Genomic DNA, 24,394 nt, shown 5'->3' on the forward strand with positions numbered 1-24,394 from the left:
AGTGGGAGAGTGCATGCCAGGCCCCGCGACTGCGGCATGATCCGCCGGACAGGCCCCAGTCCAGAAGGTCCCTTCCGGATCAGGCGTCGCTAGCGGGTCTCCGCGTGCCTCGGCACCGTCACCGTCACCCGCAGCCCCCGTGGCTCGTGGTGCGCGTAGGTGATCGAGCCGCCGCCCGCGGCGAGCAGGGCGCGGCTGATGGACAGGCCGAGGCCCGAGCCCTTCACGTTCTGGTGGCGGCCGCTGCGCCAGAAACGGTCGCCCACGCGCGCGAGTTCCTCGTCGGTGAGGCCGGGACCGGTGTCGGTGACCACGACCGTCGAGGTGCCGCCGTTGGAGGAGACGGCGACCTCGACCGTGCCACCCTCAGGGGTGAACTTCACGGCGTTGTCGATCACCGCGTCCAGCGCGCTGGACAGGGTGATCGGGTCGGCCCAGGCGGTGGTGGGCGGGCAGTCGCCGGTGAGCCGGACGCCCTTGGCGGCGGCGGCCGGCGACCAGGCGGCCACCCGTTCCTCGGCCAGCGCGCCGATGTCGGTCAGCGCGAGGTCGGCATCTGCGTGCTCGGCCAGCGCCAGGTCGAGCAGGTCGTCCAGGACCTGCGCGAGACGCTTGCCCTCGGTGCGGACCGAGGCGATCTCCTCGTTGCCCTCCGGGAGTTCCAGGGCGAGCAGTTCGATGCGCAGCAACAGCGCCGAGAGCGGGTTGCGCAGCTGGTGCGAGGCGTCCGCGACAAAGGCGCGCTGCTGCTCCAGCACGTCCTCGACGTTGTCCGCCATCTCGTTGAACGACCGGGCCAGCCGCTGGAGTTCCGGCGGTCCGCCGGCGGCCGCGACCCGGGACTTGAGGCGCCCGGTGGCGATGTCATGGGTGGTGGCGTCCAGGATCCGTACCGGCCTCAGCACCCAGCCGGTCAGCCGCAGCGCGGCGCCGACGGCGAGCAGCATGGCGGCGATCTCACCGGCCCCGATGAAAAGCCAGCCGCGCAGGATCCGCGAACGCATCTGCCCGGTGGGCGAGTCGGTGACGACCACCGCCACGACGTCCCCGTCCCGGATCACCGGCGAGGCGACGATCAGCCGGCTGCGCTGCCAGGGCCACACCTGCCGGGGATCGTGGCTGCGACGGCTCAGCAGTGCTTCGTCGAACGCCTCCCGGACCTCCCCCCTCTGGGGGACGAACCAGTCGCCGGGGGCGTTGGCCATGGCTGAGCCGTTGCGGTAGAAGACGCCCGCGCGGATGTCGTAGACGCCGTAGTAGCTGTCCAGTTCGCGGCGGAGCGTCTCCTGGCGCTCGTCCGGAGCGGCACGGCGGGATCCGCTGGGCGCGTCGGTGACGAACTGGGCGAGCGCGGCGAAGCGGGCGGTGTCGTCGATCCGGTCGACGACCACCCTCTGCTGCTCGGCGGCAGCCAGGCTGACGGCGAGCGGGAGGCCCAGGGCGAGGAGTACGGCCGCCATCAGGACGATGAGCAGCGGCAGGAGCCGTGTGCGCACCCGACCCCGCTACCCGGCCGGGGCGACGAGCCGGTAGCCGACGCCGCGTACGGTCTCGATCAGCGCGGGCATGCGCAGCTTGGCGCGCAGGGAGGCGACGTGCACCTCCAGGGTGCGGCCCGTGCCCTCCCAGCTGGTGCGCCACACCTCGCTGATGATCTGTTCCCGCCGGAAGACCACTCCCGGGCGCTGGGCGAGCAGCGCGAGCAGATCGAACTCCTTGCGAGTCAGTTGGATTACCGAACCGTCAACACTGACCTGCCGGGTGGGCAGCTCGATGCGGACCGGACCGAGGTGCAGGGCACTCTCACCGCCGGGCGCGGGGTCCTCGTGTGCGGTGCGCCGACTGACGGCGTGGATCCGGGCGAGCAGCTCCCCGGTGTCGTAGGGCTTCACCACGTAGTCGTCGGCGCCCAGGTTGAGGCCGTGGATGCGGGAGCGGACGTCGGAACGCGCGGTGACCATGATCACCGGGATGCTGGTGCGCTTGCGGATCTTGCCGCAGACCTCGTAGCCGTCCTGGTCGGGCAGGCCCAGGTCGAGCAGGACCACGCCGAACCCGGCGCTCTCGGGGACGAGTGCCTGGAGGGCCTCCTCGCCGCTGCGCGCGTGGGTGACGTCGAAGCCGTGCCGCGCGAGGACCGCGGACAGAGCGGCGGCGACGTGGTTGTCGTCCTCGACAAGCAGCAGCCTCATCCCGGCCCCCTCCGGTTCAGCGGTCGTACGGTCATGGTTCTCGTTCGGCTTGTAGTGCATGTGCACGCGCGCGTGCACCATGGAAGTCACGCCGATGGACAAGGACGGCGTCAAGAGCGTTCCGGTTGCCTGTCGCTTCCGTTATCCGGCCGATACGCACACAGGCCGCAAGTGCTACGACACGTGTCCGATTGCTATCGGATCGTGATGCTCAGATTCCCCTCAGATGTGATGACGCTGGTCACCGGCCATCACTACTGTCCACCGAAACCGAGGAGGACGGAGCCTGAGAGCGATGACCGAAGTATCGGTGGCCAAGCAGGACGTGGCCGCGACCGACGAACTGGTCGTCCTGAAGAGCGTCAACAAGCACTTCGGCGCGTTGCACGTACTCCAGGACATCGACCTGACGATCGCCCGCGGCGAGGTCGTCGTGGTCATCGGGCCCTCAGGGTCCGGAAAGTCGACCCTGTGCCGCACCATCAACCGCCTGGAGACGATCGACTCGGGCACCATCTCGATCGACGGCAAGCCCCTGCCCCACGAGGGCAGGGCACTGGCCCGGCTGCGGGCGGACGTCGGGATGGTCTTCCAGTCCTTCAACCTCTTCGCGCACAAGACCGTGCTCGAGAACGTGATGCTGGGCCAGATCAAGGTCCGTAAGGCGGACAAGAAGCAGGCCGAGGAGAAGGCCCGCGCCCTGCTCGACCGGGTCGGTGTGGGCACCCAGGCCGACAAATACCCGGCGCAGCTGTCCGGCGGCCAGCAGCAGCGCGTCGCCATCGCCCGGGCGCTGGCGATGGGCCCGAAGGTGATGCTCTTCGACGAGCCGACCTCGGCCCTCGACCCCGAGATGATCAACGAGGTCCTCGAGGTCATGCAGCAGCTCGCCCGCGAGGGTATGACGATGATCGTCGTCACCCACGAGATGGGTTTCGCACGATCGGCTGCAAACCGGGTGGTCTTCATGGCGGACGGCCGCATCGTCGAAGAGGCTGCGCCCGACCAGTTTTTCAGCAATCCGCGCAGCGACCGGGCGAAGGACTTCCTGTCGAAGATCCTGCACCACTGAGGCGCACAGCCCGCCCGCACCGTCTGGGTCACCCGTCTCTCACGGACCTCGTATCACCACTCAAAGGATGTTCACCATGAAGCTCCGCAAGGTCACCGCCGCCTCGGCCGCCGTACTCGCCCTCGCCGTGGGCGCCACCGCTTGTGGTGGCGGCAAGAAGGACGACAACGGCTCCTCCGGTGGTGGCAAGAAGATCGCCATCGGCATCAAGTACGACCAGCCCGGCATCGGCCAGAAGACCCCGCAGGGCTACGCGGGCTTCGACGTCGACGTGGCCACGTACGTCGCCAAGAAGCTCGGCTACAGCGCGGACCAGATCGAGTGGAAGGAGTCGAAGAGCGCCGACCGCGAGACCATGCTGCAGCGCGGTGACGTCGACTTCATCGCCGCTTCCTACTCGATCACCCCGGAGCGTCAGCAGAAGGTCGACTTCGCCGGCCCGTACCTGCTGGCCCACCAGGACGTGCTGATCCGCGCGGACGACAACACCATCAAGTCGCCGTCGGACCTGAACAAGAAGAAGCTGTGTTCGGTGACCGGCTCGACGTCGGCGCAGAACGTGCACGACACGCTGGCCCCCAAGGCGCAGCTCCAGCAGTACCCGACGTACTCGGCCTGCCTGACCGGTCTGCAGAGCAAGGCCATCGACGCCCTGACGACGGACGACTCGATCCTCGCCGGTTACGCCGCCCAGTCCCAGTTCAAGGGCAAGTTCAAGCTCGGCGGCTTCAAGATGACCAACGAGAACTACGGCATCGGCGTCAAGAAGGGCAGCGACCTCAAGGCCAAGATCAACAAGGCGCTGGAGGCGATGGTCTCCGACGGTTCCTGGCAGAAGGCCGTGGACAAGAACTTCGGCCCGGCCGGCTACAAGAACGAGCCCGCTCCGAAGATCGGCGACATCAAGAGCTGAGGCAGTGCCCGGCAGGTGCGCCGTCCGTGCGGGCGGCGCACCCGGGCATCCCTAACACGCGGAAGCGCGGGAGATCGTGTTCGACTTTCTTGACAAGTACGACGTGCTGGGCGCCTTCTGGACGACGGTGCAGCTCACGCTGCTGTCCGCCGTGGGCTCCCTGATCTGGGGCACTCTGCTGGCCGCCATGCGGGTGGGCCCGGTGCCGCTGATGCGCGGTTTCGGTACCGCCTACGTGAACATCGTGCGGAACATCCCGCTCACGGTGATCATCCTGTTCGCCTCTCTCGGCCTGCACGACACGCTGAGCATCACCATGGGCTCGGACCAGGTCGAGACGGCCAACTTCCGGCTGGCCGTGCTCGGTCTGATCGTCTACACGTCGGCCTTCGTCTGCGAGGCGATCCGCGCCGGCATCAACACGGTGCCGGTCGGCCAGGCGGAGGCGGCCCGGGCCCTCGGCCTGAACTTCACCCAGGTGCTCTTCCTGGTCGTGCTGCCGCAGGCCTTCCGCGCGGCTGTCCTCCCGCTGGCCAACGTGCTGATCGCGTTGACGAAGAACACGACGGTAGCGGCCGCGATCGGCGTGGCGGAAGCGGCGCTCCTGATGAAGAAGATGGTGGAGAACGAGGCACAGTTGCTGCCGATCTCCGCGGTCATCGCCTTCGGGTTCTGCTGCCTGACGCTGCCGACCGGTCTGATCCTCGGCTGGGTGAGCAAGAAGGTGGCGGTGAAGCGATGAGTTCGGTCCTGTACGACGCCCAGGGCCCCCGCGCCAAGCGGCGCAACGTCCTGTACACGGCGGTCTTCCTGGTCGCCCTCGCGGCCGTCCTGTGGTGGGTGTACAAGTCGCTGGACGACAAGGGCCAGCTGGACTGGGTGCTGTGGAAGCCGTTCTTCAGCGGCACCGAGGCCTACTCGACGTACATCTGGCCCGGTCTGCAGAACACCCTGAAGGCCGCGGCGCTCTCAATGGTCATCGCGCTGCCGCTGGGTGCCGTGCTCGGCATCGCCCGCCTCTCGGACCACGTGTGGGTCCGCGTCCCGGTCGGGATAGTCGTGGAGTTCTTCCGCGCGATCCCGGTGCTGGTCCTGATGATCTTCGGGCTCGCCCTGTACGCCCAGTACACCAACGTCAGTTCGGACGACCGTCCGCTCTACGCGGTCGTCACCGGCCTGGTGCTGTACAACGCGTCGGTGCTCGCGGAGATCGTCCGCGCGGGCATCCTCGCCCTGCCGAAGGGCCAGTCCGAGGCGGCCATGGCGATCGGTCTGCGCAAGGGGCAGGTCATGCGGCTCATCCTGCTGCCGCAGTCGGTCACCGCGATGCTCCCGGCGATCGTCAGCCAGCTCGTCGTGGTCGTGAAGGACACCGCGCTCGGCGGCGCGGTCCTCACCTTCCCCGAACTGCTCGCCTCGGCCAACACGATGAGCGGCTACTACGGCGCCAACATCATCGCCTCCCTCACCGTCGTGGCCGTGATCTACGTGATCCTCAACTTCTCGGTGACCTCGTTCGCGAGCTGGCTGGAAGGGCGGCTGCGGCGGCGCAAGAAGTCGACCGGTGCGGTGCTCGGGGTCCAGGACGCGGCGGCGATCGCGGGAACGGCGGCGACCGGCGCCGAAAGGTGACGATCACTCAAGTAGCTTGACCCATCCGGAGGCAGTGGCATGATCGCCACTGCCTCCGGTCACTTGACGCAAACTCTGCCAATGGGTTGCATACGTTCTGTGATCGTGCACCCCGCTCCACCTACCTGTTCACCTATGTCCGTCAGGGCACCGCTGCGGGCAGGGGGCGCCGCGTCGTGGATCCGGTGATCGTCGTCGGAGCGGGGCCCGTCGGGCTCACGCTCGCCCTGGCGCTGGCCCGCCAGGACGTACCGACCGTCGTCCTCGACGAGGGCCCCGGCAAGGACGAGGTACGCCCGGCGCGCACCGTCGTCCTGCGCGAGGACACGGCCGCCCTGCTGGAGCGGCTGACCGGCGTGGCGCTCGGTGACCACGGCGCGAGATGGGCCGGATGGCGGTCGGTGCGGCGCAAGCAGGTGATCAGCGAGATCACCTTCGACGAGGGCGATGCCGCCCCGCTGCACATCGCCCAGCATGTCCTCACCGCCGCCCTGCACGCGGCCATCGCCGGCGAGCCGCTCGTCAAGGTCGCCGTGGACAGCCGGCTCGACTCGATCGAGCAGGAGCGTTCCGGCGTTGCCGCGCACACCCGCGGCCCGCAGGGCATCTGGTGGCGCGGCAGTTATCTGGTCGGCTGCGACGGCCCCCGCTCGACCGTGCGCAAGCTCCAGGACATCCGCTTCCCGGGCCGTACGGCGGTGGAGCGGCACGCGGTCGCCGCGCTGCGCACGGAACTTCCGTGGGAGGGCCAGGCGTTGCTCCATCGGATGCCGCCGTGGCGGTCGTCCGGGCCCTCGGCCGGGGAGGTGACCGCCCGCCCCCTCCCGGACGGCGTGTGGCGCCTGGACTGGCTGCTGCCGCCGGGCAAGGACCTGGTCACGCCCGAGATCCTGGTGGCCCGGATCCGCGAGACCCTCGCGGGCTGGACGGATGGCTCCACACCGACGTACGACCTGCTGGACACCGGTGTCCACACCGTGCACCACCGGGTGGCCCGGCGCTGGCGCACGGGCCGGGTCTTCCTCGCCGGGGACGCGGCCCATCTGCTCGGCGCGCTCGGCACCCAGGGGCTCGACGAGGGCCTCAGGGACGCCGACAACCTGGCCTGGAAGCTGGCCCCGGCCTGGCATCACGGGCACCACGAGGCACTGCTCGACAGCTACCAGACCGAGCGGCGCGCGGTGGTCGCCGCCCGGTTGCGCGCCGCCGACCAGGTGCTGCCGGTGCTGCGCGGCTCGGGCGGCCTGCGCCACTACGTTTCCGGCGCGGGCCGTGGCCGTGATGCGCTGCTCGCGGACGGTCACCTGGGGCGCGGCCCGGTCGGTGCGCCGGGGTCGTACGCCGACTCACCGCTCGTGCCCCCGCAGCTGGAGGGGGAGATCCCGGTCGACACCCCGGTCGGCGCCCCGGTCACCGATGTGCGGGTCACGGCGGAGGACGGTTCCTTCGTACCGCTGCGCGACCGGCTGGGCCGCGGCGCCCTGCTCGTCGTACTGATCGCGCCGGGCACGGGGGTGTGGGACCGCAAGCACTGGATGTCCGCCGGGGTCATGCCCCGCCTCGCGGCCGCGGTGACGGCGCTCCCGCACCCGGCCGAGCTGCTGGTGGCCGAGAGCTACCCGGGTGCGCCGGCGCACAGCGTGCTGCTCGTGCGGCCCGACGGCCACCTGGTCACCGCGCTGAGCGGGGTCCGCCCGGCCGACCTGTACGCGGCGGCGGAGGCGACGCTGGGCGGCGCCGTGAAGGAGGAGGAGGCAGCGGCGGAGGCCGGCTCCGGCGTCCGTTGACCGTGCGTCCGGTCACCCTCTGTCCACATGGTGACGGTGAGTTGACCGGAGTACAGCAGCGTGCTGTACTCCGGATCGTGACCGACACCTGTGTACGCCTGTGGCGGAGGGTCCATATGGACCTCGTCCGCTATGCGGGCTGCGTGTGTCGCCCGTCCTGCTGAATTCGCTCCCTTTCTTTCTCCGGACGCCTCGTGCGTCCGTTCGGCGAACCTTCTTCAGGACGGTGTACGTGTCTGCCTCCCCCTCCGCTTCCCCCTCTTTGTCCCCTGCCAGCGCCGCCCGCCCGGCCGGCTCGGCGCCGACCCAGGCCGACCTCCTCGACTTCGTGCAGCGCACGGCCGCCGACACCGAGCTGATCGCCTCGCTCCCGGTCGACCCGGAGGGCCGCACCTGGGTGCGGCTGAAGGGCCCCGGCGGCAGCGAGGCCTGGCTGATCGGCTGGCCGCCCGGCACCGGCACCGGCTGGCACGACCACGCCGACTCGGTCGGCGCCTTCTTCACCGCTTCGGGCGACCTCAAGGAGTACTCGCTGGCCGCCCGGCTGCCCACCGACGGTTGGAAGACCCTGGAACTCACCGAGGGCGTGGACCGCGAGCGCCGGCTGCCCGCCGGGCAGGGCAGGTCCTTCGGCCGTCACCATGTGCACGAGGTGCTCAACGAGTCCCCCGACCGACACGCGATCTCCGTCCACGCCTACTACCCGCCGCTGCCGCGGATCCGTCGCTACAGTCGCACCGGCCAGGTGCTGCGCCTGGAGCAGGTCGAGCGCCCGGAGGACTGGCAGTGAGCGGCGGCACGCACACACGGCCCGTCGGCATCGACGACCTGCTGGAGCGGGTCCGCGCAGGCTTCCGGCGCATCGGGGCACAGGAGGCGCACGAGGCGGCGGGAACCGGCGACGCCCTGCTGGTCGACATCCGGTACGCGGCCCTGCGCGAGCGGGACGGGGTGATCCCCGGCGCCCTCGTCATCGAGCGCAACGAACTGGAGTGGCGCCTCGACCCCCAGGGCAGCCACCGCGTCCCCGAGGCCACCGGACACGACCTGCGCGTCGTCGTCATCTGCAACGAGGGTTACGCCTCCAGCCTCGCGGCCGCCTCCCTCCATCAGCTGGGCCTGCACCGCGCGACGGACCTGGTGGGCGGCTTCCAGGCATGGCGCACGGAGGGCCTGCCGGTGATTCCGGCACAGGACTGAAGACCGCTGGGGTTCACCCCACCGAAGCGGCGCTTGCCGCGTCCGGGTCAGCAAACGCTCCGTCGGCCCGGCGGGCAGTCGCTCTCGGCCGGGCGCCCGGCCGTCAGAGCCCCTCGTCCTCCAGGAACTCCGTGTCCTCGCCTTCGTCCTCCAGGGCCTGGCGGACGACACGGAGGGCCATGGACTCGGGGTAGCCCTTGCGGGCGAGCATGCCGGCGAGGCGCCGGAGCCGCTTGTCACGGTCGAGGCCCTGAGTGGCCCGCAGCTTACGGGCGACCAGGTCGCGGGCGGTCGCCTCCTCCTGCTCGGAGTCGAGCTGGGCGACGGCCTCGTCGATCAGCGCCGAGTCGACGCCCTTGGTGCGCAGTTCCCGGGCGAGCGCGCGGCGGGCGAGTCCCCGGCCGTGGTGCCGGGACTCCACCCAGGCGTCCGCGAACGCGCCGTCGTCGATGAGCCCGACCTCCTCGAACCGCGACAGCACCTCCTCGGCCACCTCCTCGGGGATGTCCCGTTTGCGCAGGGCGTCCGCGAGCTGCTTGCGGGTGCGCGGGGTCCCGGTGAGCAGGCGCAGACAGATCGCCCGCGCCTGCTCAGCCGGGTCCCCTGAAGACTCCCCCCGCTCGGCCCTCGACGAGGAAGGGGTGCCTTCGTCCTCACCGGGCGGCTCCCCGAAGCCGCCCCGCCGACGGCCACGGCGCCCGCGCCCGTCTCGCGAACCCCCGGTGCTCCGGGAGCCACGGCCGGACGAGCCGCCCCCGTAGGGCTCGCGGTCCGGGTGCGGGGCGCCGTCCTCGTACCCGCCGCTTCCGGCATAGCCGTCACCCCCGTGCTCGCCGCTCCCGTACGCGTCGTCACCGGCCATGACGGAGCTCGTGTCGCCTCCGGTCCCCCTCCCCCGCGGGGCACCAGGGGTGGCGTACTCGTACTCGGCCCAGTCGGTTCGTCGTGTCACGGGTCAGCTCTTGGCTGTGGCGGCCTTGGGCTTGGTGGCCTTGGCAGCCGCCGGGGCGGACGCCGTCTTGGCGTCGTCGGCCGTGGTGGTGACCGCCGCGTCGGCGCCCGGCTCGGCGGCGGGCTCCTCCGGCCGGACACCCACGCCCAGCTTCTCCTTGATCTTCTTCTCGATCTCGTTGGCCAGGTCGGGGTTGTCCTTGAGGAAGTTGCGCGCGTTCTCCTTGCCCTGGCCGAGCTGGTCGCCCTCGTACGTGTACCAGGCGCCGGCCTTGCGGACGAAGCCGTGCTCCACGCCCATGTCGATCAGGCCGCCCTCGCGGCTGATGCCCTGGCCGTAGAGGATGTCGAACTCGGCCTGCTTGAAGGGCGGCGCGACCTTGTTCTTGACGACCTTGCAGCGGGTGCGGTTGCCGACCGCCTCCGTGCCGTCCTTCAGGGTCTCGATGCGGCGGATGTCGATGCGCACCGAGGCGTAGAACTTCAGCGCCCGGCCACCGGTCGTGGTCTCCGGGGAGCCGAACATCACGCCGATCTTCTCGCGGAGCTGGTTGATGAAGATCGCGGTGGTCTTGGACTGGTTGAGCGCGCTGGTGATCTTCCGCAGGGCCTGGCTCATCAGCCGGGCCTGCAGACCCACGTGGCTGTCGCCCATCTCGCCCTCGATCTCCGCGCGCGGGACGAGCGCGGCGACGGAGTCGATGACGATGAGGTCGAGCGCACCGGAGCGGACCAGCATGTCCACGATCTCCAGCGCCTGCTCGCCGTTGTCCGGCTGGGAGAGGATCAGGTTGTCGATGTCGACGCCGAGCTTGCGCGCGTACTCGGGGTCGAGGGCGTGCTCGGCGTCCACGAAGGCGACCTGGCCGCCGGCCTTCTGCGCGTTCGCCACCGCGTGCAGGGTCAGGGTCGTCTTACCGGACGATTCCGGGCCGTAGATCTCCACGACACGGCCGCGCGGCAGGCCACCGACACCGAGGGCCACGTCGAGCGCGGTCGACCCGGTCGGGATGACCTCGATGGGCTCCCTCGACCGCTCGCCCATGCGCATGACCGCGCCCTTGCCGAATTGCCGTTCAATCTGTGCGAGTGCGGCGTCGAGCGCCTTCTCGCGGTCGGTTCCTGCCATGGGTTCCACCCGGTTTGCTTGAGTCGATCGCTTCACGTCAAAGACGCTAACGCCTGCCACTGACAATGCGCCCCGACGTAGGCCCGGCCTGTGGATAACGGGGGGACATATCCACCCGAATCATGTCGAAATACCCGCCTGAGGCCTCGCCTGAGACTTCATAAGAATGGATGTTCGATTTTCGTGTCAAGCGCACCAGCTGCGGCGCGGGAGGGGAGACGCAGGTCACATCTGTGTATGTCACAACTCGTGGGGGCCGTCCGGTCCAAGAGGTGTACCCGCCAACAACGACACAGGAGTGCATCGTGGAAGCTCGGTTGAACTTCATGGCCAGCCCGGCCGCGGCCAAGGCCTTCAAGCACATCATCGCTGCGGGCAAGGCGCTCGCGGAATCCACGCTGCCGGCCTCGACGCGCGAACTGGTGAACCTCCGCGCCAGCCAGATCAACGGCTGCGCCGGGTGCATCGACATGCACACCAAGGAAGCCGCCGCGGCCGGGGAGACCGCGGTGCGCCTCCACCTGGTCGCGGCCTGGCGCGAGGCCAAGGTCTTCACCGACGCCGAGCGCGCCGCCCTGGAGCTGACGGAGCAGGGCACCCGCATCGCGGACGCGGCCGGCGGCGTCCCGGACGAGGTATGGGCCAACGCCGCCAAGCACTACGACGAGGACCAGCTCGCCGCCTTGGTGACCCAGATCGCCCTCATCAACGCCTTCAACCGCGGAAACGTCATGACCCAGCAGCCCGCTGGCGACTACCAGGTCGGCCAGATCCACTGACGGGACGGCCGTGGCCGCCGTGTCGTCCGGCACCGGCAGCGGCACACACCCCGGGCACCGCACCAGCACCGCTCGCGGAGCCCGGGGTGCTGTTCTGCGGCGCACGCCGCTACTCCCGGCGGCGTACGGCGGGTGTCTTCGGCCGGACGACGACCGCGCGGGGAGCTCTCGGGAACCTTGGCCCATGAAGAATCCGCGGCCCGCCGAGCGCCTGTGCCACGCGACCGGTCTGCTCCTCATCCTGTCCGGTCTCGCCCACCTGGTGGTCTTCGCCGTCGACGGCGGCCCCTGGGACGGTCCTGTCTCCTGGCGCAAGCCCGTCACGTTCGGGCTCTCCTTCGGGGTGACCCTGATCGCGGTCACCTGGGTCACGTCGTACCTGCGCATCGGGGCGCGGCTGCGCACCGTCCTGCTCGTCGTCTTCGCCGCGGACTGTGTGGTGGAGGTCGGCGGCATCACCCTTCAGGCGTGGCGCGGGGTGCCCTCGCACCTGAACATGGAGACCCCCTTCGACACGGCGGTGTCCATGACGCTCGCGGTCGGCGGGGGTGTCCTGGTGGTGCTGCTCACCGTCTTCTCCGTCGCGTCCTTCCGGCACCGGCCGACGGGCCCGGCCGGCATGGCGCTGGCGGGCCCGGCCGGCATGGCGCTGGCGGTGCGCTCCGGGTTCGCGCTCCTGCTCGTGGCGCTGGCCTCGGGCGCGGCGATGATCGCGCGCGGAGTCGTCCTCACCCGGACCGGCCACCAGCAGGCCGCCTACCACTCGACGGCGCCGCTGAAGCCGCTGCACGGCGTGAGCCTGCACGCCGTGCTGGACCTGCCCCTGCTGGCCTGGCTGCTGTCCCGCACCTCGTGGAGCGAGCGGACGCGGTGGCGGATCGTGGCCGCGGCAGCCGGCTGTTACGCGGCAGCCGTCGCCGGGGCCGGGGTGTGGGCGGTCCTGACATATTGAAGGCCGCCCCCGGGCACCGTGCTCGCGGCCTGCTCCAGGTGTCCTAGGACGAGGACTCCTCCGTACCGGGCCGTCGTTCCGCCAGCCGTCGTATGCGCGTGAGCACCCCAGGGGAGCCCGGCCCCCGGGAGCGGTGTCCGTGCACCCGGGGATCGTCGGTGACGGCGTACCGCTTCACGTACGCCCCCAAGAAGGCCTGCAGCGTGGCGACCGCCGGGATGGCGATCAACGCGCCGACCGCGCCCAGCAGCGCGGTGCCCGCGATCACCGAGCCGAAGGCGACGGCCGGGTGGATGTCGACGGACTTGGCGGTCAGCTTGGGCTGCAGCATGTAGTTCTCGAACTGCTGGTAGACCACGACGAAGATCAGCACCCACACCGCGTACCAGGGGTTCACGGTGAACGCGATCAGCATCGGCAGCGCGCCCGCCAGGTAGGTCCCGATGGTCGGGATGAACTGCGAGACGAGGCCCACCCAGACACCGAGCACGGGCGCGTACGGCACGCCCAGGGCCTGGAGCAGGATGTAGTGCGCTATCCCGGAGATGAGCGCCATGAGGCCGCGCGAGTAGAGGTAGCCGCCCGTCTTGTCGACGGCGATCTCCCAGGCGCGCAGTACCTCGGCCTGGCGCGCGGGCGGCAGGACGGAGCACAGGGCGCGGCGCAGCCGGGGGCCGTCGGCGGCGAAGTAGAACGAGAACAGCGAGACCGTCAGCAACTGGAAGAGACCGCCCAGCACCTGGGCGGACACGTCGAGCACTCCGGCCGCGCTGTTCTGCGCGTACTTGCGCAGCCAGTCGGAGTGCAGCAGGCCCTCCTGGACGTCCACGCGTCTGAGGTCCATGTGGAACGTCTGGTTGATCCAGTTGATGACCGAGTCCAGGTAGGCCGGGAAGCCCTCGACCATCTTGATGATCTGGCCGGCCAGCATCGAGCCGAGCAGCGTGATGAAGCCCGCGATGGCGATCATCAGGCCGAGGAAGACCAGGAAGGTGGCGAGTCCCCGGCGCATGCCGCGGGCGGCCATCCAGCTCACCGCGGGCTCGATGGCGAGCGCCAGGAAGAACGCGATCAATATGTTGATCAGCAGTGCGGTCAGTTGGTGGAAGGCCCAGCTGCCCAGCTGGAACGCGGCGATGAGCGCGAGTGCGAGCACCATGGCGCGCGGCAGCCAGCGCGGCATGCGCGCGCCCGGCGCGGCGGCGCCGTCGGCCGAGGGCCGGGCGGGCGGCGTCGTAACGGTCGGGGTTGCTGCGTGCCGGGCGGCCGGCTCGGTGTCGTCAGTGGGTGCCACGGGCCAAGTGTCGCCCACGCCACCGACAGCCCGTTGTCCGCCCGGGATCTTCGCCGCCGGTCAGCGCTTCTCCCCGGGCACGTCCATGACGGAGCAGACCACGTGCCACACGTCCTTGGCCGCCCAGCCGGCGTCCAGTGCCTCGTTCACCGTGCGCCCGCCGAGCGACGCCATCACATGATCGCGCGCGAAGGTGTCGGCGTACCCCGCACCGAAGTGTTCCGCCATCCGCTGCCAGAAGACCGTCAACCGCATGACTCCAGTATCCCGCCCCTGGGGGTGGGGCCCGCCCGGGGCCGCTTGCCGAGACCGCTTTCCGTCCTACGGTCTGTCGCATGTCCGAAACAGGAGCTCCCCCGCTCCCCTCCACGCCCCCGGCGCGCTCCCCGCTCTTCCGCGCCGAACAGTTCGTCTGGCTCACCGCACGCGTACTGGAGCAGCGGCTCTTCGCGTACCACTTCCTGAACGGCGCCGCCGATCCGGTGGAGGCGGCGCTGGACGCCTACCGCAACGAGGACGGCGGGTACGGCCACGCGCTGGAGCCCGATCTGCGCGGCCCCGTGAGCCAGCCCCTGCACACCGGTCACGCGCTGCGCGTCCTGGACGCCGTCGGTCGCTGCGGCGGGCAGCGCGTGGAGCGGGTGTGCCGCTATCTGACCTCCGTCTCCACCGCGGACGGCGCCCTGCCGGCGATCCATCCCAGCCAGCGCGGGTACCCGGTGGCGCCGTTCGTCCCGGTCGTGGACGACCCGCCCAGCGAACTGCTCGCCACCGGGCCGGTCGTGGGCCTGCTGCATCGCAACGAGGTGTGGCACGCCTGGCTGTTCCGGGCCACCGACTTCTGCTGGCAGGCGGTGGAGTCCCTGGAGAAGTCGCACCCCTACGAGGTGGAGGCCGCCGTGGCCTTCCTGGACTCCGCACCCGACCGCCGGCGCGCCGAGGCCGCCGCCGACCGTCTCGGCCGTCTGGTGCGCGAGCAGCGGCTGGCCGCGCTGGAGCCGGACCGCCTCGACGCGTACCCGGTCGCGCCCGGCTACGCCCCGGCCGAGCACCACTTCCCGCACGACTTCGCGAAGAGCCCGCAGTCGCTCGCGCGCGCGTGGTTCACGGACGAGGAGATGGCGCGCTCCCTGGACTTCCTCGCCGCCGAGCAGCAGGACGACGGCGGCTGGCCCATCCGCTGGCGCCGGTGGGCCCCGGCTCCCGCGCTGGAGGCGCGCCCCATCGTGACCATCGAGGCGCTGCGCACCCTCAGGGCGTACGGCCGCTTCATGGGCTGATCCGGCTCCGCCTCACCCGCCGATCGCCCGCACCCCCGCCGTCACCACCACGGCCGCCGCGACAACCAGCAGGAAGGGTGCACGCAGCACCAGTGCCACGGCGGCCGCGCCGAGCCCTGCGGCCCGGGCGTCCAGCACGAGCGCGTGCCCGTCGGCGAACGTCTGCTGGGCCGTGAGGGCGGCGAGGAGGGCGACGGGCAGCAGGGCGGCGAGCCGCCGGACGAGCGGCCGCTCCACGGCGCTCGCGGGCACGAGCAGTCCGGCGAGCTTGACGGCGTAGCAGCCGAGAGCGGTCACACCGATCGCGATCCAGGTGTTCATCGGTCCTCCTCCGGCCGGTCCGGGGCGTCCTGTCGGGTACGGCCGTTGCGCCGGCCCTCGGCGAACAGGGCGGCCGGCGCCGCCAGCGCCGCCACCAGGACCGGTAGGCCGGCCGGTAGGACGGGCAGCAGGCCGAGGCCCAGCAGGACCGCGAGGCCCGCTACCGCGCGCTCGGTGGGCGTCTTCAGCATCGGGGCGAGCAGGGCCAGGAAGACGGCGGGCCCGGCCGTGTCCAGGCCCCACGCCTTCGTGTCCCCGATGGCCTTCGCGCCCAGCGCGCCGAGCAGTGTCGTGAGGTTCCACAACAGGTACAGGCTGAGACCGGTGACGGTGAAGCCGATCCGCGCGGCACGCCGGCCCGGCTGGGCCAGGGTCACCGCCGTGGTCTCGTCGATCACCCACTGGGCGGCGAGCGGCCGCACCGCGCGCGGGAGGGCCAGCAGCTGTGACAGGCGCAGCCCGTAGAACGCGTTGCGCACGCCCAGGAAGAAGGCGCCGGCGGCGGCCGTGAACGGGTTGCCCCCGGCGGCGAGCGCGCCGACGAGGGCGAACTGGGAGGCGCCGGTGAACACCAGGAGGCTGAGCGCGCAGGTCTGCAGGAGCCCGAGTCCGCTGCCGGCCGAGGTCACCCCGAAGGCGAACCCGGACAGCCCTACGGCGACGCCGACGCCCAGGGCGTCCCGTACGACGGCGGTATCGGGCTTCTCCTCGCCTTGGCCGGCCATGTCCGTGATTGCTGTCTGCTGTGCCACGCCCCGGACGCTACGGGCGGCCGTCAGCCCCGGTCTTGTACGTTCTTGCGCTCGCGCTGGTAGGCGCCCGGGGGTACGCCGACGATCCGGGTGAAGTGCCGGTTGAGGTGGGGCTGGTCGGTGAAGCCGACGGCGACGGCCGCCTCGGCGGGTGCCGTCCCGGCATCCAGCAGCAGCCGCGCGCGGCGCACCCGGGCATCGGTCAGCCAGGTGTGCGGCGGCATGCCGTAGGTGTCGCGGAACGCCCGCAGCAGGGCGAACGGGCTGGTCCCGAGGTCGGTGGCCAGACGCTCCAGGGTGGGCGGCGCGGCCATCCGTTCTTCGAGCACGGCACGCGCGCGTGCGGCGATCCGGGCTCCGGCCGCGGATGTCCGGCGCTGGGGCAGCGGGCCGCCGTTCAGCCGCAGCAGCCTGGTCACGGCCACGCGCAGCAGGGTGTCGGCGGCCAGTGCGTTGCCCTCGTCGGCGGCGCGCAGGACCTGGTGGACCAGGCGCACGGTGTACGGGTCGTCGAGGACGGGGCTGACGAAGCCGGGCGTGCCGCGGAGTGTGGTGGTCTCGGCCGCGATCCCGGCGACCACTGCGGGCGAGGGATAGACCGCGCCGTAGCGCCAGCCCTCGGGAACGCCGGCCCGGCCCGTGTGCGGGGTGTCCGGATTGACCAGCGCGAGAGCGCCCGCGCCGGCGGACACGTCGGAGCCACGGTGGTGGAAGACCTCGACGCCGTCGGCGATGGCCGCGATCACGAAGTTCTCGTGGGTGTGCCGGACGAAGGTCTTGCGGATGTACCGGGCGCGCAGCAGATCGACGCCGGGCAGCTCCTCGTACCGCCAGTGCCGTGCCCGCTCCGCCGAACCCGCCATGCGCCCATTCTCCGCCGGCCCGCCCCGCTCACGTCCGCGACCGGGACCGTCGAGGCAGGGCTGCCGCCCGACCGCCACCGCCCACCCGCACACACGGCCCGCCCCCAACCGCCCGGTCACCCCCGCCCGGCCCACCGTCCAGGGGCTCGCCCGGCAACCCCCGCCCGGCCCGGGGGGCCGGCACCACCGGCCCACCCCCTGTTTCCGCAGGTCAGCGCGATTGTCAGTGGCCGGGTGCAGGATGGACGCATGGTCAGCTCCGCACACCGAGCCCTCGACGGCTTCTCGCCCGCGACCCGCGGCTGGTTCGCGGGGGCGTTCTCCGCGCCCACCGCGGCCCAGGCGGGCGCGTGGCAGGCCATCCGGGAGGGTTCGGACGTGCTGGTGGTCGCCCCCACCGGCTCGGGCAAGACGCTGGCCGCGTTCCTCGCCGCCCTGGACCAGCTGGCCTCGTCCCCTCCCCCGGCCGACCCGAAGAAGCGCTGCCGGGTGCTGTACGTGTCTCCGCTGAAGGCCCTCGCGGTCGACGTCGAGCGGAATCTGCGCAGCCCGCTGACCGGCATCCGCCAGGAGTCTGTGCGCCTGGGCCTGCCCGAGCCCGAGGTCAGGGTGGGCATCCGCTCGGGCGACACCCCGGCCGCCGAGCGGCGCGCCCTGTCCACGCGCCCGCCGGACATCCTGATCACCACCCCCGAGTCGCTGTTCCTGATGCTGACGTCGGCCACGCGCGAGGCGCTGACGGGCGTGGAGACGGTGATCCTGGACGAGGTGCACGCGGTCGCGGGCACCAAGCGCGGTGCGCATCTCGCGCTGTCCCTGGAGCGGCTGGACGAGCTGCTGCCGAGGCCGGCCCGCCGGATCGGCCTGTCGGCGACCGTGCGCCCGGTGGACGAGGTGGCCCGGTATCTCTCGCCGCGCCGCAAGGTGGAGATCGTCCAGCCGGAGTCCGGCAAGGAGTTCGACCTCTCCGTCGTCGTCCCGGTCGAGGACATGGGCGAGCTGGGCGCCTCCCCGGCGGCCGACGGTAACGAGGGGGCGGAGAAGCCGTCGATCTGGCCGCACGTGGAGGAGCGGATCGCCGACCTGGTCCAGGCCCACCGCTCCACGATCGTGTTCGCCAACTCGCGGCGTCTTGCGGAGCGGCTGTGCAACCGGCTCAACGAGATCGCCTACGAGCGGGCGACCGGCGAGCCCCTGGAGGAGCATCACGCCCCGGCCGAGCTGATGGGCGGCTCGGGCGCGGCCCAGGGCGCGCCCCCGGTGATCGCCCGCGCGCACCACGGCTCGGTCTCCAAGGAGCAGCGGGCTCTCGTCGAGGAGGACCTCAAGGCGGGCCGGCTGCCCGCCGTGGTCGCCACGTCCAGCCTGGAGCTGGGTATCGACATGGGCGCCGTCGACCTCGTCGTCCAGGTCGAGTCCCCGCCCTCGGTGGCCTCCGGACTCCAGCGCGTCGGCCGCGCGGGGCACCAGGTCGGCGCCGTCTCCACCGGCGTGGTCTTCCCCAAGTACCGGGGCGACCTGGTGCAGGCGGCCGTGGTCACCGAGCGGATGCGCTCCGGCGCCATCGAGTCCCTGAAGGTCCCCGCGAACCCACTGGACGTGCTCGCCCAGCAGCTCGTCGCCATGACCGCGCTGGACACCTGGCAGTTCGACGACCTGCTCGCCGCGGTGCGCCGCGCGGCACCCTTCGCCTCGCTACCCGAATCGGCGTTCACAGCGACCCTGGACATGCTCGCGGGCCGCTACCCCTCCGACGCGTTCGCGGAGCTGCGCCCGCGCGTGGTGTGGGACCGCGTGGCCGGCACGGTCACCGGCCGCCCGGGCGCCCAGCGCCTCGCCGTCACCTCCGGCGGCACGATCCCCGACCGGGGCCTGTTCGGGGTCTTCCTCGCCGGTTCCGACCCCAAGAAGGGCGGCGGCCGGGTCGGTGAGCTGGACGAGGAGATGGTGTACGAGTCCCGGGTGGGGGACGTCTTCACCCTGGGCACGAGTTCCTGGCGTATCGAGGACATCACCCGCGACCGCGTCCTGGTCTCCCCCGCGCCGGGCGTGCCGGGCCGGCTGCCCTTCTGGAAGGGCGACCAACTGGGCCGCCCGCTGGAACTGGGGCGCGCGGTGGGCGCGTTCCTGCGCGAGGTCGGCTCGCTGGCCAAGGACGACGCCCGGCTGCGCCTGCTCGCGGCGGGCCTGGACGCCTGGGCGGTGGACAACGTGCTGTCCTACCTGGACGAGCAGCGCGAGGCCTGCGGCCATGTCCCGGACGACCGCACGATCGTGGTCGAACGCTTCCGCGACGAGCTGGGCGACTGGCGGGTCGTCGTCCACTCCCCGTTCGGCGCCCAGGTCCACGCCCCCTGGGCCCTCGCGCTGGGCGCCCGCCTCTCCGAGCGGTACGGCATGGACGCACAGGTCATGCACGCCGACGACGGTATCGTGCTCCGCCTGCCCGACTCCGACCTGGTGGGCCTGGACCTGCTCGACCAGGAGCCGATGAAGGCCGGCACCCCCCTCGAAACGGCGTTCGACAGCGAGCAGGCGCCGGTGGGTGCGGCGGACGTCGCCTTCGACAAGGGCGAGGTCGACCAGGTCGTCACCGACCAGGTCGGCAGCTCCGCCCTGTTCGCCTCCCGGTTCCGCGAATGCGCCGCCCGCGCGCTGCTGCTGCCGCGCCGCAACCCCGGCAAGCGCACGCCCTTGTGGCAGCAGCGCCAGCGCGCGTCCCAACTGCTCCAGGTGGCGAGCGAGTTCGGCTCGTTCCCGATCGTCCTGGAGGCGGTCCGCGAGTGCCTCCAGGACGTCTTCGACGTCCCGGGCCTCGTCGAGCTGATGGGCGACATCGAGTCCCGCAAGGTCCGCCTGGTCGAGGTCACCACCCCGGAGCCGTCCCCCTTCGCCCGCTCCCTGCTCTTCGGGTACGTCGCCCAGTTCCTGTACGAGGGCGACTCCCCGCTCGCCGAGCGCCGCGCCGCCGCCCTGTCCCTGGACTCCCGGCTGCTGGCCGAGCTGCTGGGCCAGGCGGAGCTGCGCGAGCTGCTCGACGCGGAGGTGCTCGCCGAGCTGGAGCGCGAACTCCAGTGGCTGACGGAGGACCGCCGGGTCAAGGACGTGGAGGGCGTGGCCGACGTCCTGCGCCTGCTCGGCCCGCTGACCGACGCCGAGTTGGCCGAGCGGGGTGCCGAGCCGCAGTGGGCGCGGGAGCTGGCCGCCGCCCGCCGGGCCATCCGGGTCCGCATCGCCGGTGCCGACCACTGGGCTGCGGTCGAGGACGCGGGCCGTCTGCGCGACGCGCTCGGCACGGCGCTGCCGGTCGGCGTCCCCGAGGCCTTCACCGAACCGGTGAAGGACCCGCTCGGCGACCTTCTCGCGCGCTACGCCCGCACCCACGGCCCCTTCACGTCGGTCACCGCCGCGGCACGCTTCGGCCTGGGCGTGGCGGTCACCGAGGGCGCCCTGCAACGGCTCGCCGCGGGCGGCCGGATCGTACAGGGCGAGTTCCACCCGGCGGGCATCGGCCAGGAGTGGTGCGACGCCGCCGTACTGCGCCGGCTGCGCCGCCGCTCGCTGGCGGCCCTGCGGCACGAACTGGAACCGGTTGCACCGGCCGCTCTCGCCCTGTTCCTGCCCCAGTGGCAGCACATCGGCAAGGGCCACGGACTGCGTGGCATCGACGGACTGGTGCGCGCGGTCGAGCAGTTGCAGGGCGCCTCCGTACCCGCCTCCGCACTGGAGAAGCTGGTCCTGCCCTCCCGCGTGGCGAACTACACGCCGGCCATGCTCGACGAACTGACCGCGGCGGGCGAGGTGGTGTGGGCCGGAGCAGGCGCCCTGCCCGGCAAGGACGGCTGGGTCTCCCTCTACCTGGCGGACACGGCCCCGCTGCTCCTGCCGGCGCCGCACCCCTTGGAGCTGACCGCGCTCCACCAGTCCGCCCTGGACGCTCTCTTGGGCGGCTACGGCCTGTTCTTCCGGCAGATCGCCGACCAGGTCCGCGCCACCACCCACCCCGACGTCACCGATCCCCAACTGGCCGACGCCCTGTGGGACCTGGCGTGGTCGGGACGGCTCACCAACGACACCCTCGCCCCGATGCGCTCCCTGCTGGGCTCGGGCCGCACGGCGGGCTCGACGGCCCACCGGGCCAAGCGCGCCGTCCCGCGCGGGCGCTACGGCTCCTTGACGGCCGCGGCCCGCACCGTCTCCCGCACCGGCCCGCCGACGGTGGCCGGCCGCTGGTCCCTGCTGCCCGCGCCCGAACCGGACGCCACCGTGCGCGCGCACGCGCGGGCGCGCGCTCTCCTCGACCGGCACGGCGTGGTCACCCGGGGAGCGGTCGCCGCGGAGGGCGTGGAGGGCGGGTTCTCGGCGGTGTACCGCGTCCTGTCCGCCTTCGAGGACAGCGGTCAGGCCAGGCGCGGTTACGTGGTCGAGGGCCTGGGCGCCGCCCAGTTCGCGATGGACGGAGCGGTCGACCGCCTTCGCGCGGTGTCCAACGCCCGCGAGCGCGGCGAGGGACTGCCTGCCCCGGGCCTCCCGGACGGCTTCGGCAGCGGCGGCGGAAACCCGTCGCTCTTCCTCGACGGCGGCCACACCACCCCGAGCGCCTTCGACCCAGCCGACGGCGCGTTCGCCCACCCGGGCCTCGACGGCGACTTCACCTGGCCGCCGGAGGACCACCCCGCCACTCCCAGCGGCTTTACTTGGCCACCGGCGGATCCAGCCGCCCCCGGCGACTTCGGCCGGCCTCCGAAGGGGCATCCCGCCGCCGCGGGCGACTACGTCTCGCCCCGCGACCTGGCGGCAAACGACCCCTTCGCCTCCCCCGGCTACGGCGGCCCCCGAGGCGGTGGCTCCGCCTCCCTCTACGGCCCGCCGGCGCACGGCGGCTTCGGTGACCGCCGTACGCGCCCGTCGGCCCCCGACCCCCGCGCCGTGGTCCTCGCCGCGGCCGACCCCGCCAACGCCTACGGAGCGGCCCTGCCCTGGCCCGAGCCGCCGACGGGGGCCGGGCACAAGCCGGGGCGCAAGGCGGGCTCGCTCGTCGTGCTGGTGGAGGGCGAGCTGACGCTGTACATGGAGCGCGGCGGCAAGACGCTGCTGGCCTGGCCTTTCGACCCGGACGCCGCCGCCACCGACGACCCACGCCTGCAGACGGCGGCCCAGGCCCTGGCCACGGCCGCCCGCGCCGGTTCCCTCGGCACGGTCACGGTGGAGCGGGTCAACGGCGCCCAGGCCCTGACCTCCCCCATAGGCACCCTTCTGGAAGGAGCGGGCTTCATCGCGACCCCGCGCGGCCTGCGCCTGAGAGGCTGAACGCACGGTCCCGCCGGACCTCACCCCACCGTGGCACCCTGGACGCATGCCCGAAGGTGACACGGTCTGGCAGGCCGCGAGGCGGCTGCACGAGGCCCTCGCGGGCAAGGTGCTGACCCGCAGCGACTTCCGGGTACCGAAATACGCGACGGTCGACGTCACCGGCCGTACGGTCCTGAGCACGACCCCGCGCGGCAAACACCTGCTCACCCGCTTCGAGGGCGGCCTGACCCTCCACACGCACCTGCGCATGGAGGGCGCCTGGAAGGTGTACGGCACGGACGAGCGCTGGCGGGGCGGACCGGCGCACCAGATCCGAGCGATCCTCGGCACCGCGGACCGCACGGCCGTCGGCTACCGCCTCCAGGTGCTGGAGTTCCTGCGCACAGGCGAGGAGGAGCGCGTCGTCGGACACCTCGGCCCCGACCTGCTCGGCCCTGACTGGGCCCCCGAGCGTGCTCTCGCCAACGTCCTCGCGGACCCCGCCCGCCCGCTCGGCGAGGCACTGCTCGACCAGCGCAATCTGGCCGGTATCGGCAACGTCTACAAGAGCGAGCTGTGCTTCCTGCTCGGCGTGACCCCCTGGCTGCCGGTCGGGGCCCTGCCCGCGGACCGTGCCGCCCAGCTGCCCGCACTCGCCAAGAAGCTGCTGGAGACGAACCGCGACCGCCCGGTCCGCCAGACCACGGGCGTGCACCGGCATGACCTCTTCGTGTACGGCCGCGCACCCCGCCCCTGCCTGCGCTGCCGCACCTCGGTCCGGGTGGCCGACCAGGGCGACGGATCCCAGGAGCGCCCCACCTACTGGTGCCCGGCCTGCCAGACGGGCCCCGCACCGGCGCCGGGAGCGGCGCAGCAGTGGCGCAACCGCTATCCCCGTCCCACTAATTGACGGACCGTCAGAAATGCTCGTACCGTCCCTGTATGCCCCTCAAGGCGTACGACCTCACCGGACGCACCGCATTCGTCACCGGAGCCGCCGGCGGCATCGGCCGGGCCTCGGCCGTCCTGCTCGCCGAGGCGGGCGCGACAGTGCACTGCGCCGACCGGGACGCGGACGGACTGCACGGCACCGCCAAGCTGATCGAGGACCGCGGCGGCAGCGCCCGTACCCACGTCCTCGATGTCACCGACCGGACCGGACTCGGTGCGGCCGTGCGCTCCTGCGGGCGCCTGGACGTGATGGCGGCGATCGCCGGGATCATGCACAGCAGCCCGGTCCTCGAGACCCGTGACGAGGATCTCGACCGGGTCCTGAACGTCAACTTCAAGGGCGTGCTGTACGCCTGCCAGGAGGCGGCCCGGCTGATGCTCGCCCACGACACCCGGGGCAGCATCGTCACCATGGCATCCGGCGCGGTCGACACCGGCGGCCCCGGGCTGCTCTGCTACGGCGCTGCGAAGGCGGCCGTGGTCCAGCTGACGAAGACGCTGGCCACCGAGATCGGCCGACACGGAATCCGGGTCAACGCGGTCGCACCGGGCTGGGTCCGCACCCCCATGACCGACCGCCACGACCGGGCAGCGCAGGCGCACACCGAGTCCCGGATGGCCCGGATGTCGCCGCTGGGCCGGGTCGGCGAGCCGGACGACGTCGCGCACACGGTGCTGTACCTGGCGTCGGACGCGTCGGCGTTCACAACGGGTCAGATCCTGCGCCCGAACGGGGGCGTGGCGATGCCCTGGTAGCGTCGCCGGCCAGCCAGGCGGCCGACCATCGCCCGGATTCCACGGCCCCCTCCGCCCGCCCCTTGGGTACACAGTGCACGGGCAGCAGGCTCAGCCCCCACCCGCCGGCCGCGACGGCTCCTTCGAGCACGCCCGCGTCGTCCGCCAGGGCGATCCGCAGCACGGCCCACCACCACACCGCCCCCAGCCCGAGAGCAGCACCCCACCGCACCACCCGCCTCACCATGGCCGCCACCTCCAGCCGGACGCTAGAACGCCACGTGCCCCGCACGGGAGGC

The 24,394-nt window shown here is 72.1% G+C and carries 24 protein-coding genes; 14 read left to right on the top strand and 10 right to left on the bottom strand.

Features of this window, described 5'->3' with window-relative positions; genetic code table 11:
* Nucleotides 1-89: 89 nt before the first annotated feature.
* On the bottom strand, nt 90-1,496 hold the full coding sequence (locus AQI88_RS36960) for a sensor histidine kinase (RefSeq protein ID WP_067008515.1): 1,407 nt from the start codon (nt 1,494-1,496) through the stop codon (nt 90-92).
* Between the two features lie 9 nt (nt 1,497-1,505).
* Nucleotides 1,506-2,192, bottom strand: a complete 687-nt coding sequence (locus AQI88_RS36965) for a response regulator transcription factor (protein WP_067008612.1) — start codon at nt 2,190-2,192, stop codon at nt 1,506-1,508.
* A gap of 295 nt (nt 2,193-2,487) precedes the next feature.
* Here AQI88_RS36965 and AQI88_RS36970 point away from each other — a divergent pair, with 295 nt between their 5' ends.
* The 8 genes from AQI88_RS36970 (at nt 2,488) to AQI88_RS37000 (ending at nt 8,796) form a co-directional block, all read left to right on the top strand.
* The gene (locus tag AQI88_RS36970) at nt 2,488-3,264 is read left to right on the top strand and encodes an amino acid ABC transporter ATP-binding protein (protein ID WP_067008518.1); all 777 of its coding nucleotides are present in this window, start codon (nt 2,488-2,490) and stop codon (nt 3,262-3,264) included.
* A gap of 76 nt (nt 3,265-3,340) precedes the next feature.
* Nucleotides 3,341-4,177, top strand: a complete 837-nt coding sequence (locus tag AQI88_RS36975) for a glutamate ABC transporter substrate-binding protein (RefSeq protein WP_067008520.1) — start codon at nt 3,341-3,343, stop codon at nt 4,175-4,177.
* Between the two features lie 76 nt (nt 4,178-4,253).
* Complete coding sequence (locus tag AQI88_RS36980) at nt 4,254-4,919, top strand: amino acid ABC transporter permease (protein ID WP_067008525.1); 666 nt, start codon at nt 4,254-4,256, stop codon at nt 4,917-4,919.
* Nucleotides 4,916-5,809 carry an amino acid ABC transporter permease gene (locus tag AQI88_RS36985; protein WP_067008528.1) on the top strand — a complete coding sequence of 298 codons (894 nt, stop codon included), beginning with the start codon at nt 4,916-4,918 and terminating at the stop codon, nt 5,807-5,809. Before AQI88_RS36980 ends, AQI88_RS36985 begins: the two co-directional genes overlap by 4 nt.
* A 176-nt stretch (nt 5,810-5,985) precedes the next feature.
* Nucleotides 5,986-7,596: an FAD-dependent monooxygenase gene (locus tag AQI88_RS36990; RefSeq protein WP_067008532.1), complete on the top strand. Its 1,611-nt coding sequence runs from the start codon at nt 5,986-5,988 to the stop codon at nt 7,594-7,596.
* Between the two features lie 116 nt (nt 7,597-7,712).
* Nucleotides 7,713-7,760 carry a hypothetical protein gene (locus AQI88_RS49185; RefSeq protein WP_309506048.1) on the top strand — a complete coding sequence of 16 codons (48 nt, stop codon included), beginning with the start codon at nt 7,713-7,715 and terminating at the stop codon, nt 7,758-7,760.
* A gap of 68 nt (nt 7,761-7,828) precedes the next feature.
* Entirely contained in the window at nt 7,829-8,386 is a 558-nt protein-coding gene (locus AQI88_RS36995) for a cupin domain-containing protein (RefSeq protein WP_067008614.1), read from the top strand.
* Nucleotides 8,383-8,796: a rhodanese-like domain-containing protein gene (locus AQI88_RS37000; protein ID WP_107118773.1), complete on the top strand. Its 414-nt coding sequence runs from the start codon at nt 8,383-8,385 to the stop codon at nt 8,794-8,796. The genes AQI88_RS36995 and AQI88_RS37000 overlap by 4 nt, the downstream gene beginning before the upstream one ends.
* Nucleotides 8,797-8,899: 103 nt before the next feature.
* Here the strand turns inward: AQI88_RS37000 and recX are convergent, their stop codons facing one another.
* Together recX and recA are read right to left on the bottom strand one after the other, a co-directional pair.
* The gene (recX, locus tag AQI88_RS37005; protein WP_067008535.1) at nt 8,900-9,748 is read right to left on the bottom strand and encodes a recombination regulator RecX; all 849 of its coding nucleotides are present in this window, start codon (nt 9,746-9,748) and stop codon (nt 8,900-8,902) included.
* Between the two features lie 3 nt (nt 9,749-9,751).
* Complete coding sequence (gene recA / locus AQI88_RS37010) at nt 9,752-10,876, bottom strand: recombinase RecA (RefSeq protein ID WP_067008538.1); 1,125 nt, start codon at nt 10,874-10,876, stop codon at nt 9,752-9,754.
* A gap of 305 nt (nt 10,877-11,181) precedes the next feature.
* Between recA and AQI88_RS37015 the strand changes: the two genes are divergently transcribed.
* A complete protein-coding gene (locus AQI88_RS37015) occupies nt 11,182-11,655 on the top strand; it encodes a carboxymuconolactone decarboxylase family protein (protein WP_067008541.1) in 474 nt (157 codons plus the stop codon).
* A gap of 184 nt (nt 11,656-11,839) precedes the next feature.
* Entirely contained in the window at nt 11,840-12,607 is a 768-nt protein-coding gene (locus tag AQI88_RS37020) for a hypothetical protein (RefSeq protein ID WP_067008545.1), read from the top strand.
* A 43-nt stretch (nt 12,608-12,650) separates the two neighbouring features.
* On the opposite strand, the gene AQI88_RS37025 is transcribed toward AQI88_RS37020, so the two are convergent.
* Both AQI88_RS37025 and AQI88_RS37030 read right to left on the bottom strand, forming a co-directional pair.
* On the bottom strand, nt 12,651-13,901 hold the full coding sequence (locus AQI88_RS37025; RefSeq protein ID WP_079058044.1) for an AI-2E family transporter: 1,251 nt from the start codon (nt 13,899-13,901) through the stop codon (nt 12,651-12,653).
* Between the two features lie 60 nt (nt 13,902-13,961).
* Nucleotides 13,962-14,156: a DUF3046 domain-containing protein gene (locus AQI88_RS37030; protein ID WP_067008548.1), complete on the bottom strand. Its 195-nt coding sequence runs from the start codon at nt 14,154-14,156 to the stop codon at nt 13,962-13,964.
* A gap of 80 nt (nt 14,157-14,236) precedes the next feature.
* Between AQI88_RS37030 and AQI88_RS37035 the strand changes: the two genes are divergently transcribed.
* Entirely contained in the window at nt 14,237-15,181 is a 945-nt protein-coding gene (locus AQI88_RS37035; protein ID WP_067008551.1) for a hypothetical protein, read from the top strand.
* 12 nt (nt 15,182-15,193) lie between these two features.
* Here AQI88_RS37035 and AQI88_RS37040 read toward each other — a convergent pair whose 3' ends face one another.
* Genes AQI88_RS37040 through AQI88_RS37050 form a run of 3 tightly spaced genes read right to left on the bottom strand, consistent with a single transcriptional unit; the run spans nt 15,194 to nt 17,117 of the window.
* On the bottom strand, nt 15,194-15,502 hold the full coding sequence (locus AQI88_RS37040; protein ID WP_067008554.1) for an AzlD domain-containing protein: 309 nt from the start codon (nt 15,500-15,502) through the stop codon (nt 15,194-15,196).
* A complete protein-coding gene (locus AQI88_RS37045; RefSeq protein WP_107118774.1) occupies nt 15,499-16,227 on the bottom strand; it encodes an AzlC family ABC transporter permease in 729 nt (242 codons plus the stop codon). The genes AQI88_RS37040 and AQI88_RS37045 overlap by 4 nt, the downstream gene beginning before the upstream one ends.
* A gap of 50 nt (nt 16,228-16,277) precedes the next feature.
* Nucleotides 16,278-17,117 (bottom strand): AraC family transcriptional regulator, encoded by an 840-nt coding sequence (locus AQI88_RS37050; protein ID WP_067008560.1) that lies wholly within the window; start codon nt 17,115-17,117, stop codon nt 16,278-16,280.
* Nucleotides 17,118-17,366: 249 nt separating this feature from the next.
* Between AQI88_RS37050 and AQI88_RS37055 the strand changes: the two genes are divergently transcribed.
* The 3 genes from AQI88_RS37055 to AQI88_RS37065 are packed head-to-tail and all read left to right on the top strand — an operon-like array spanning nt 17,367 to nt 24,116.
* Entirely contained in the window at nt 17,367-22,427 is a 5,061-nt protein-coding gene (locus AQI88_RS37055) for an ATP-dependent helicase (RefSeq protein WP_067008563.1), read from the top strand.
* A 46-nt stretch (nt 22,428-22,473) separates the two neighbouring features.
* Complete coding sequence (locus AQI88_RS37060) at nt 22,474-23,319, top strand: Fpg/Nei family DNA glycosylase (RefSeq protein ID WP_067008566.1); 846 nt, start codon at nt 22,474-22,476, stop codon at nt 23,317-23,319.
* A gap of 32 nt (nt 23,320-23,351) precedes the next feature.
* A complete protein-coding gene (locus AQI88_RS37065; protein ID WP_067008569.1) occupies nt 23,352-24,116 on the top strand; it encodes an SDR family NAD(P)-dependent oxidoreductase in 765 nt (254 codons plus the stop codon).
* Here the strand turns inward: AQI88_RS37065 and AQI88_RS48105 are convergent.
* Nucleotides 24,064-24,342, bottom strand: a complete 279-nt coding sequence (locus AQI88_RS48105; RefSeq protein ID WP_079058045.1) for a hypothetical protein — start codon at nt 24,340-24,342, stop codon at nt 24,064-24,066. The two genes, AQI88_RS37065 and AQI88_RS48105, sit on opposite strands and share 53 nt — an antisense overlap.
* Nucleotides 24,343-24,394 lie beyond the last annotated feature (52 nt).

This window comes from Streptomyces cellostaticus (genome assembly GCF_001513965.1).
GTDB lineage: Bacteria > Actinomycetota > Actinomycetes > Streptomycetales > Streptomycetaceae > Streptomyces > Streptomyces cellostaticus.

Bases quoted from the DNA above. Each gene is read 5' to 3' on its own strand.
- AQI88_RS36970 (WP_067008518.1), top strand. From the start codon at position 2,488: ATGACCGAAGTATCGGTGGCCAAGCAGGACGTGGCCGCGACCGACGAA.
- AQI88_RS36975 (WP_067008520.1), top strand. From the start codon at position 3,341: ATGAAGCTCCGCAAGGTCACCGCCGCCTCGGCCGCCGTACTCGCCCTC.
- recA (WP_067008538.1), bottom strand. From the start codon at position 10,876: ATGGCAGGAACCGACCGCGAGAAGGCGCTCGACGCCGCACTCGCACAG.
- AQI88_RS48105 (WP_079058045.1), bottom strand. From the start codon at position 24,342: ATGGTGAGGCGGGTGGTGCGGTGGGGTGCTGCTCTCGGGCTGGGGGCG.
- AQI88_RS36965 (WP_067008612.1), bottom strand. From the start codon at position 2,192: ATGAGGCTGCTGCTTGTCGAGGACGACAACCACGTCGCCGCCGCTCTG.
- AQI88_RS37020 (WP_067008545.1), top strand. From the start codon at position 11,840: ATGAAGAATCCGCGGCCCGCCGAGCGCCTGTGCCACGCGACCGGTCTG.
- AQI88_RS37030 (WP_067008548.1), bottom strand. From the start codon at position 14,156: ATGCGGTTGACGGTCTTCTGGCAGCGGATGGCGGAACACTTCGGTGCG.
- AQI88_RS37035 (WP_067008551.1), top strand. From the start codon at position 14,237: ATGTCCGAAACAGGAGCTCCCCCGCTCCCCTCCACGCCCCCGGCGCGC.
- AQI88_RS37065 (WP_067008569.1), top strand. From the start codon at position 23,352: ATGCCCCTCAAGGCGTACGACCTCACCGGACGCACCGCATTCGTCACC.
- AQI88_RS37050 (WP_067008560.1), bottom strand. From the start codon at position 17,117: ATGGCGGGTTCGGCGGAGCGGGCACGGCACTGGCGGTACGAGGAGCTG.
- AQI88_RS37045 (WP_107118774.1), bottom strand. From the start codon at position 16,227: ATGGCCGGCCAAGGCGAGGAGAAGCCCGATACCGCCGTCGTACGGGAC.
- AQI88_RS37040 (WP_067008554.1), bottom strand. From the start codon at position 15,502: ATGAACACCTGGATCGCGATCGGTGTGACCGCTCTCGGCTGCTACGCC.
- AQI88_RS37060 (WP_067008566.1), top strand. From the start codon at position 22,474: ATGCCCGAAGGTGACACGGTCTGGCAGGCCGCGAGGCGGCTGCACGAG.
- AQI88_RS37055 (WP_067008563.1), top strand. From the start codon at position 17,367: ATGGTCAGCTCCGCACACCGAGCCCTCGACGGCTTCTCGCCCGCGACC.
- AQI88_RS36985 (WP_067008528.1), top strand. From the start codon at position 4,916: ATGAGTTCGGTCCTGTACGACGCCCAGGGCCCCCGCGCCAAGCGGCGC.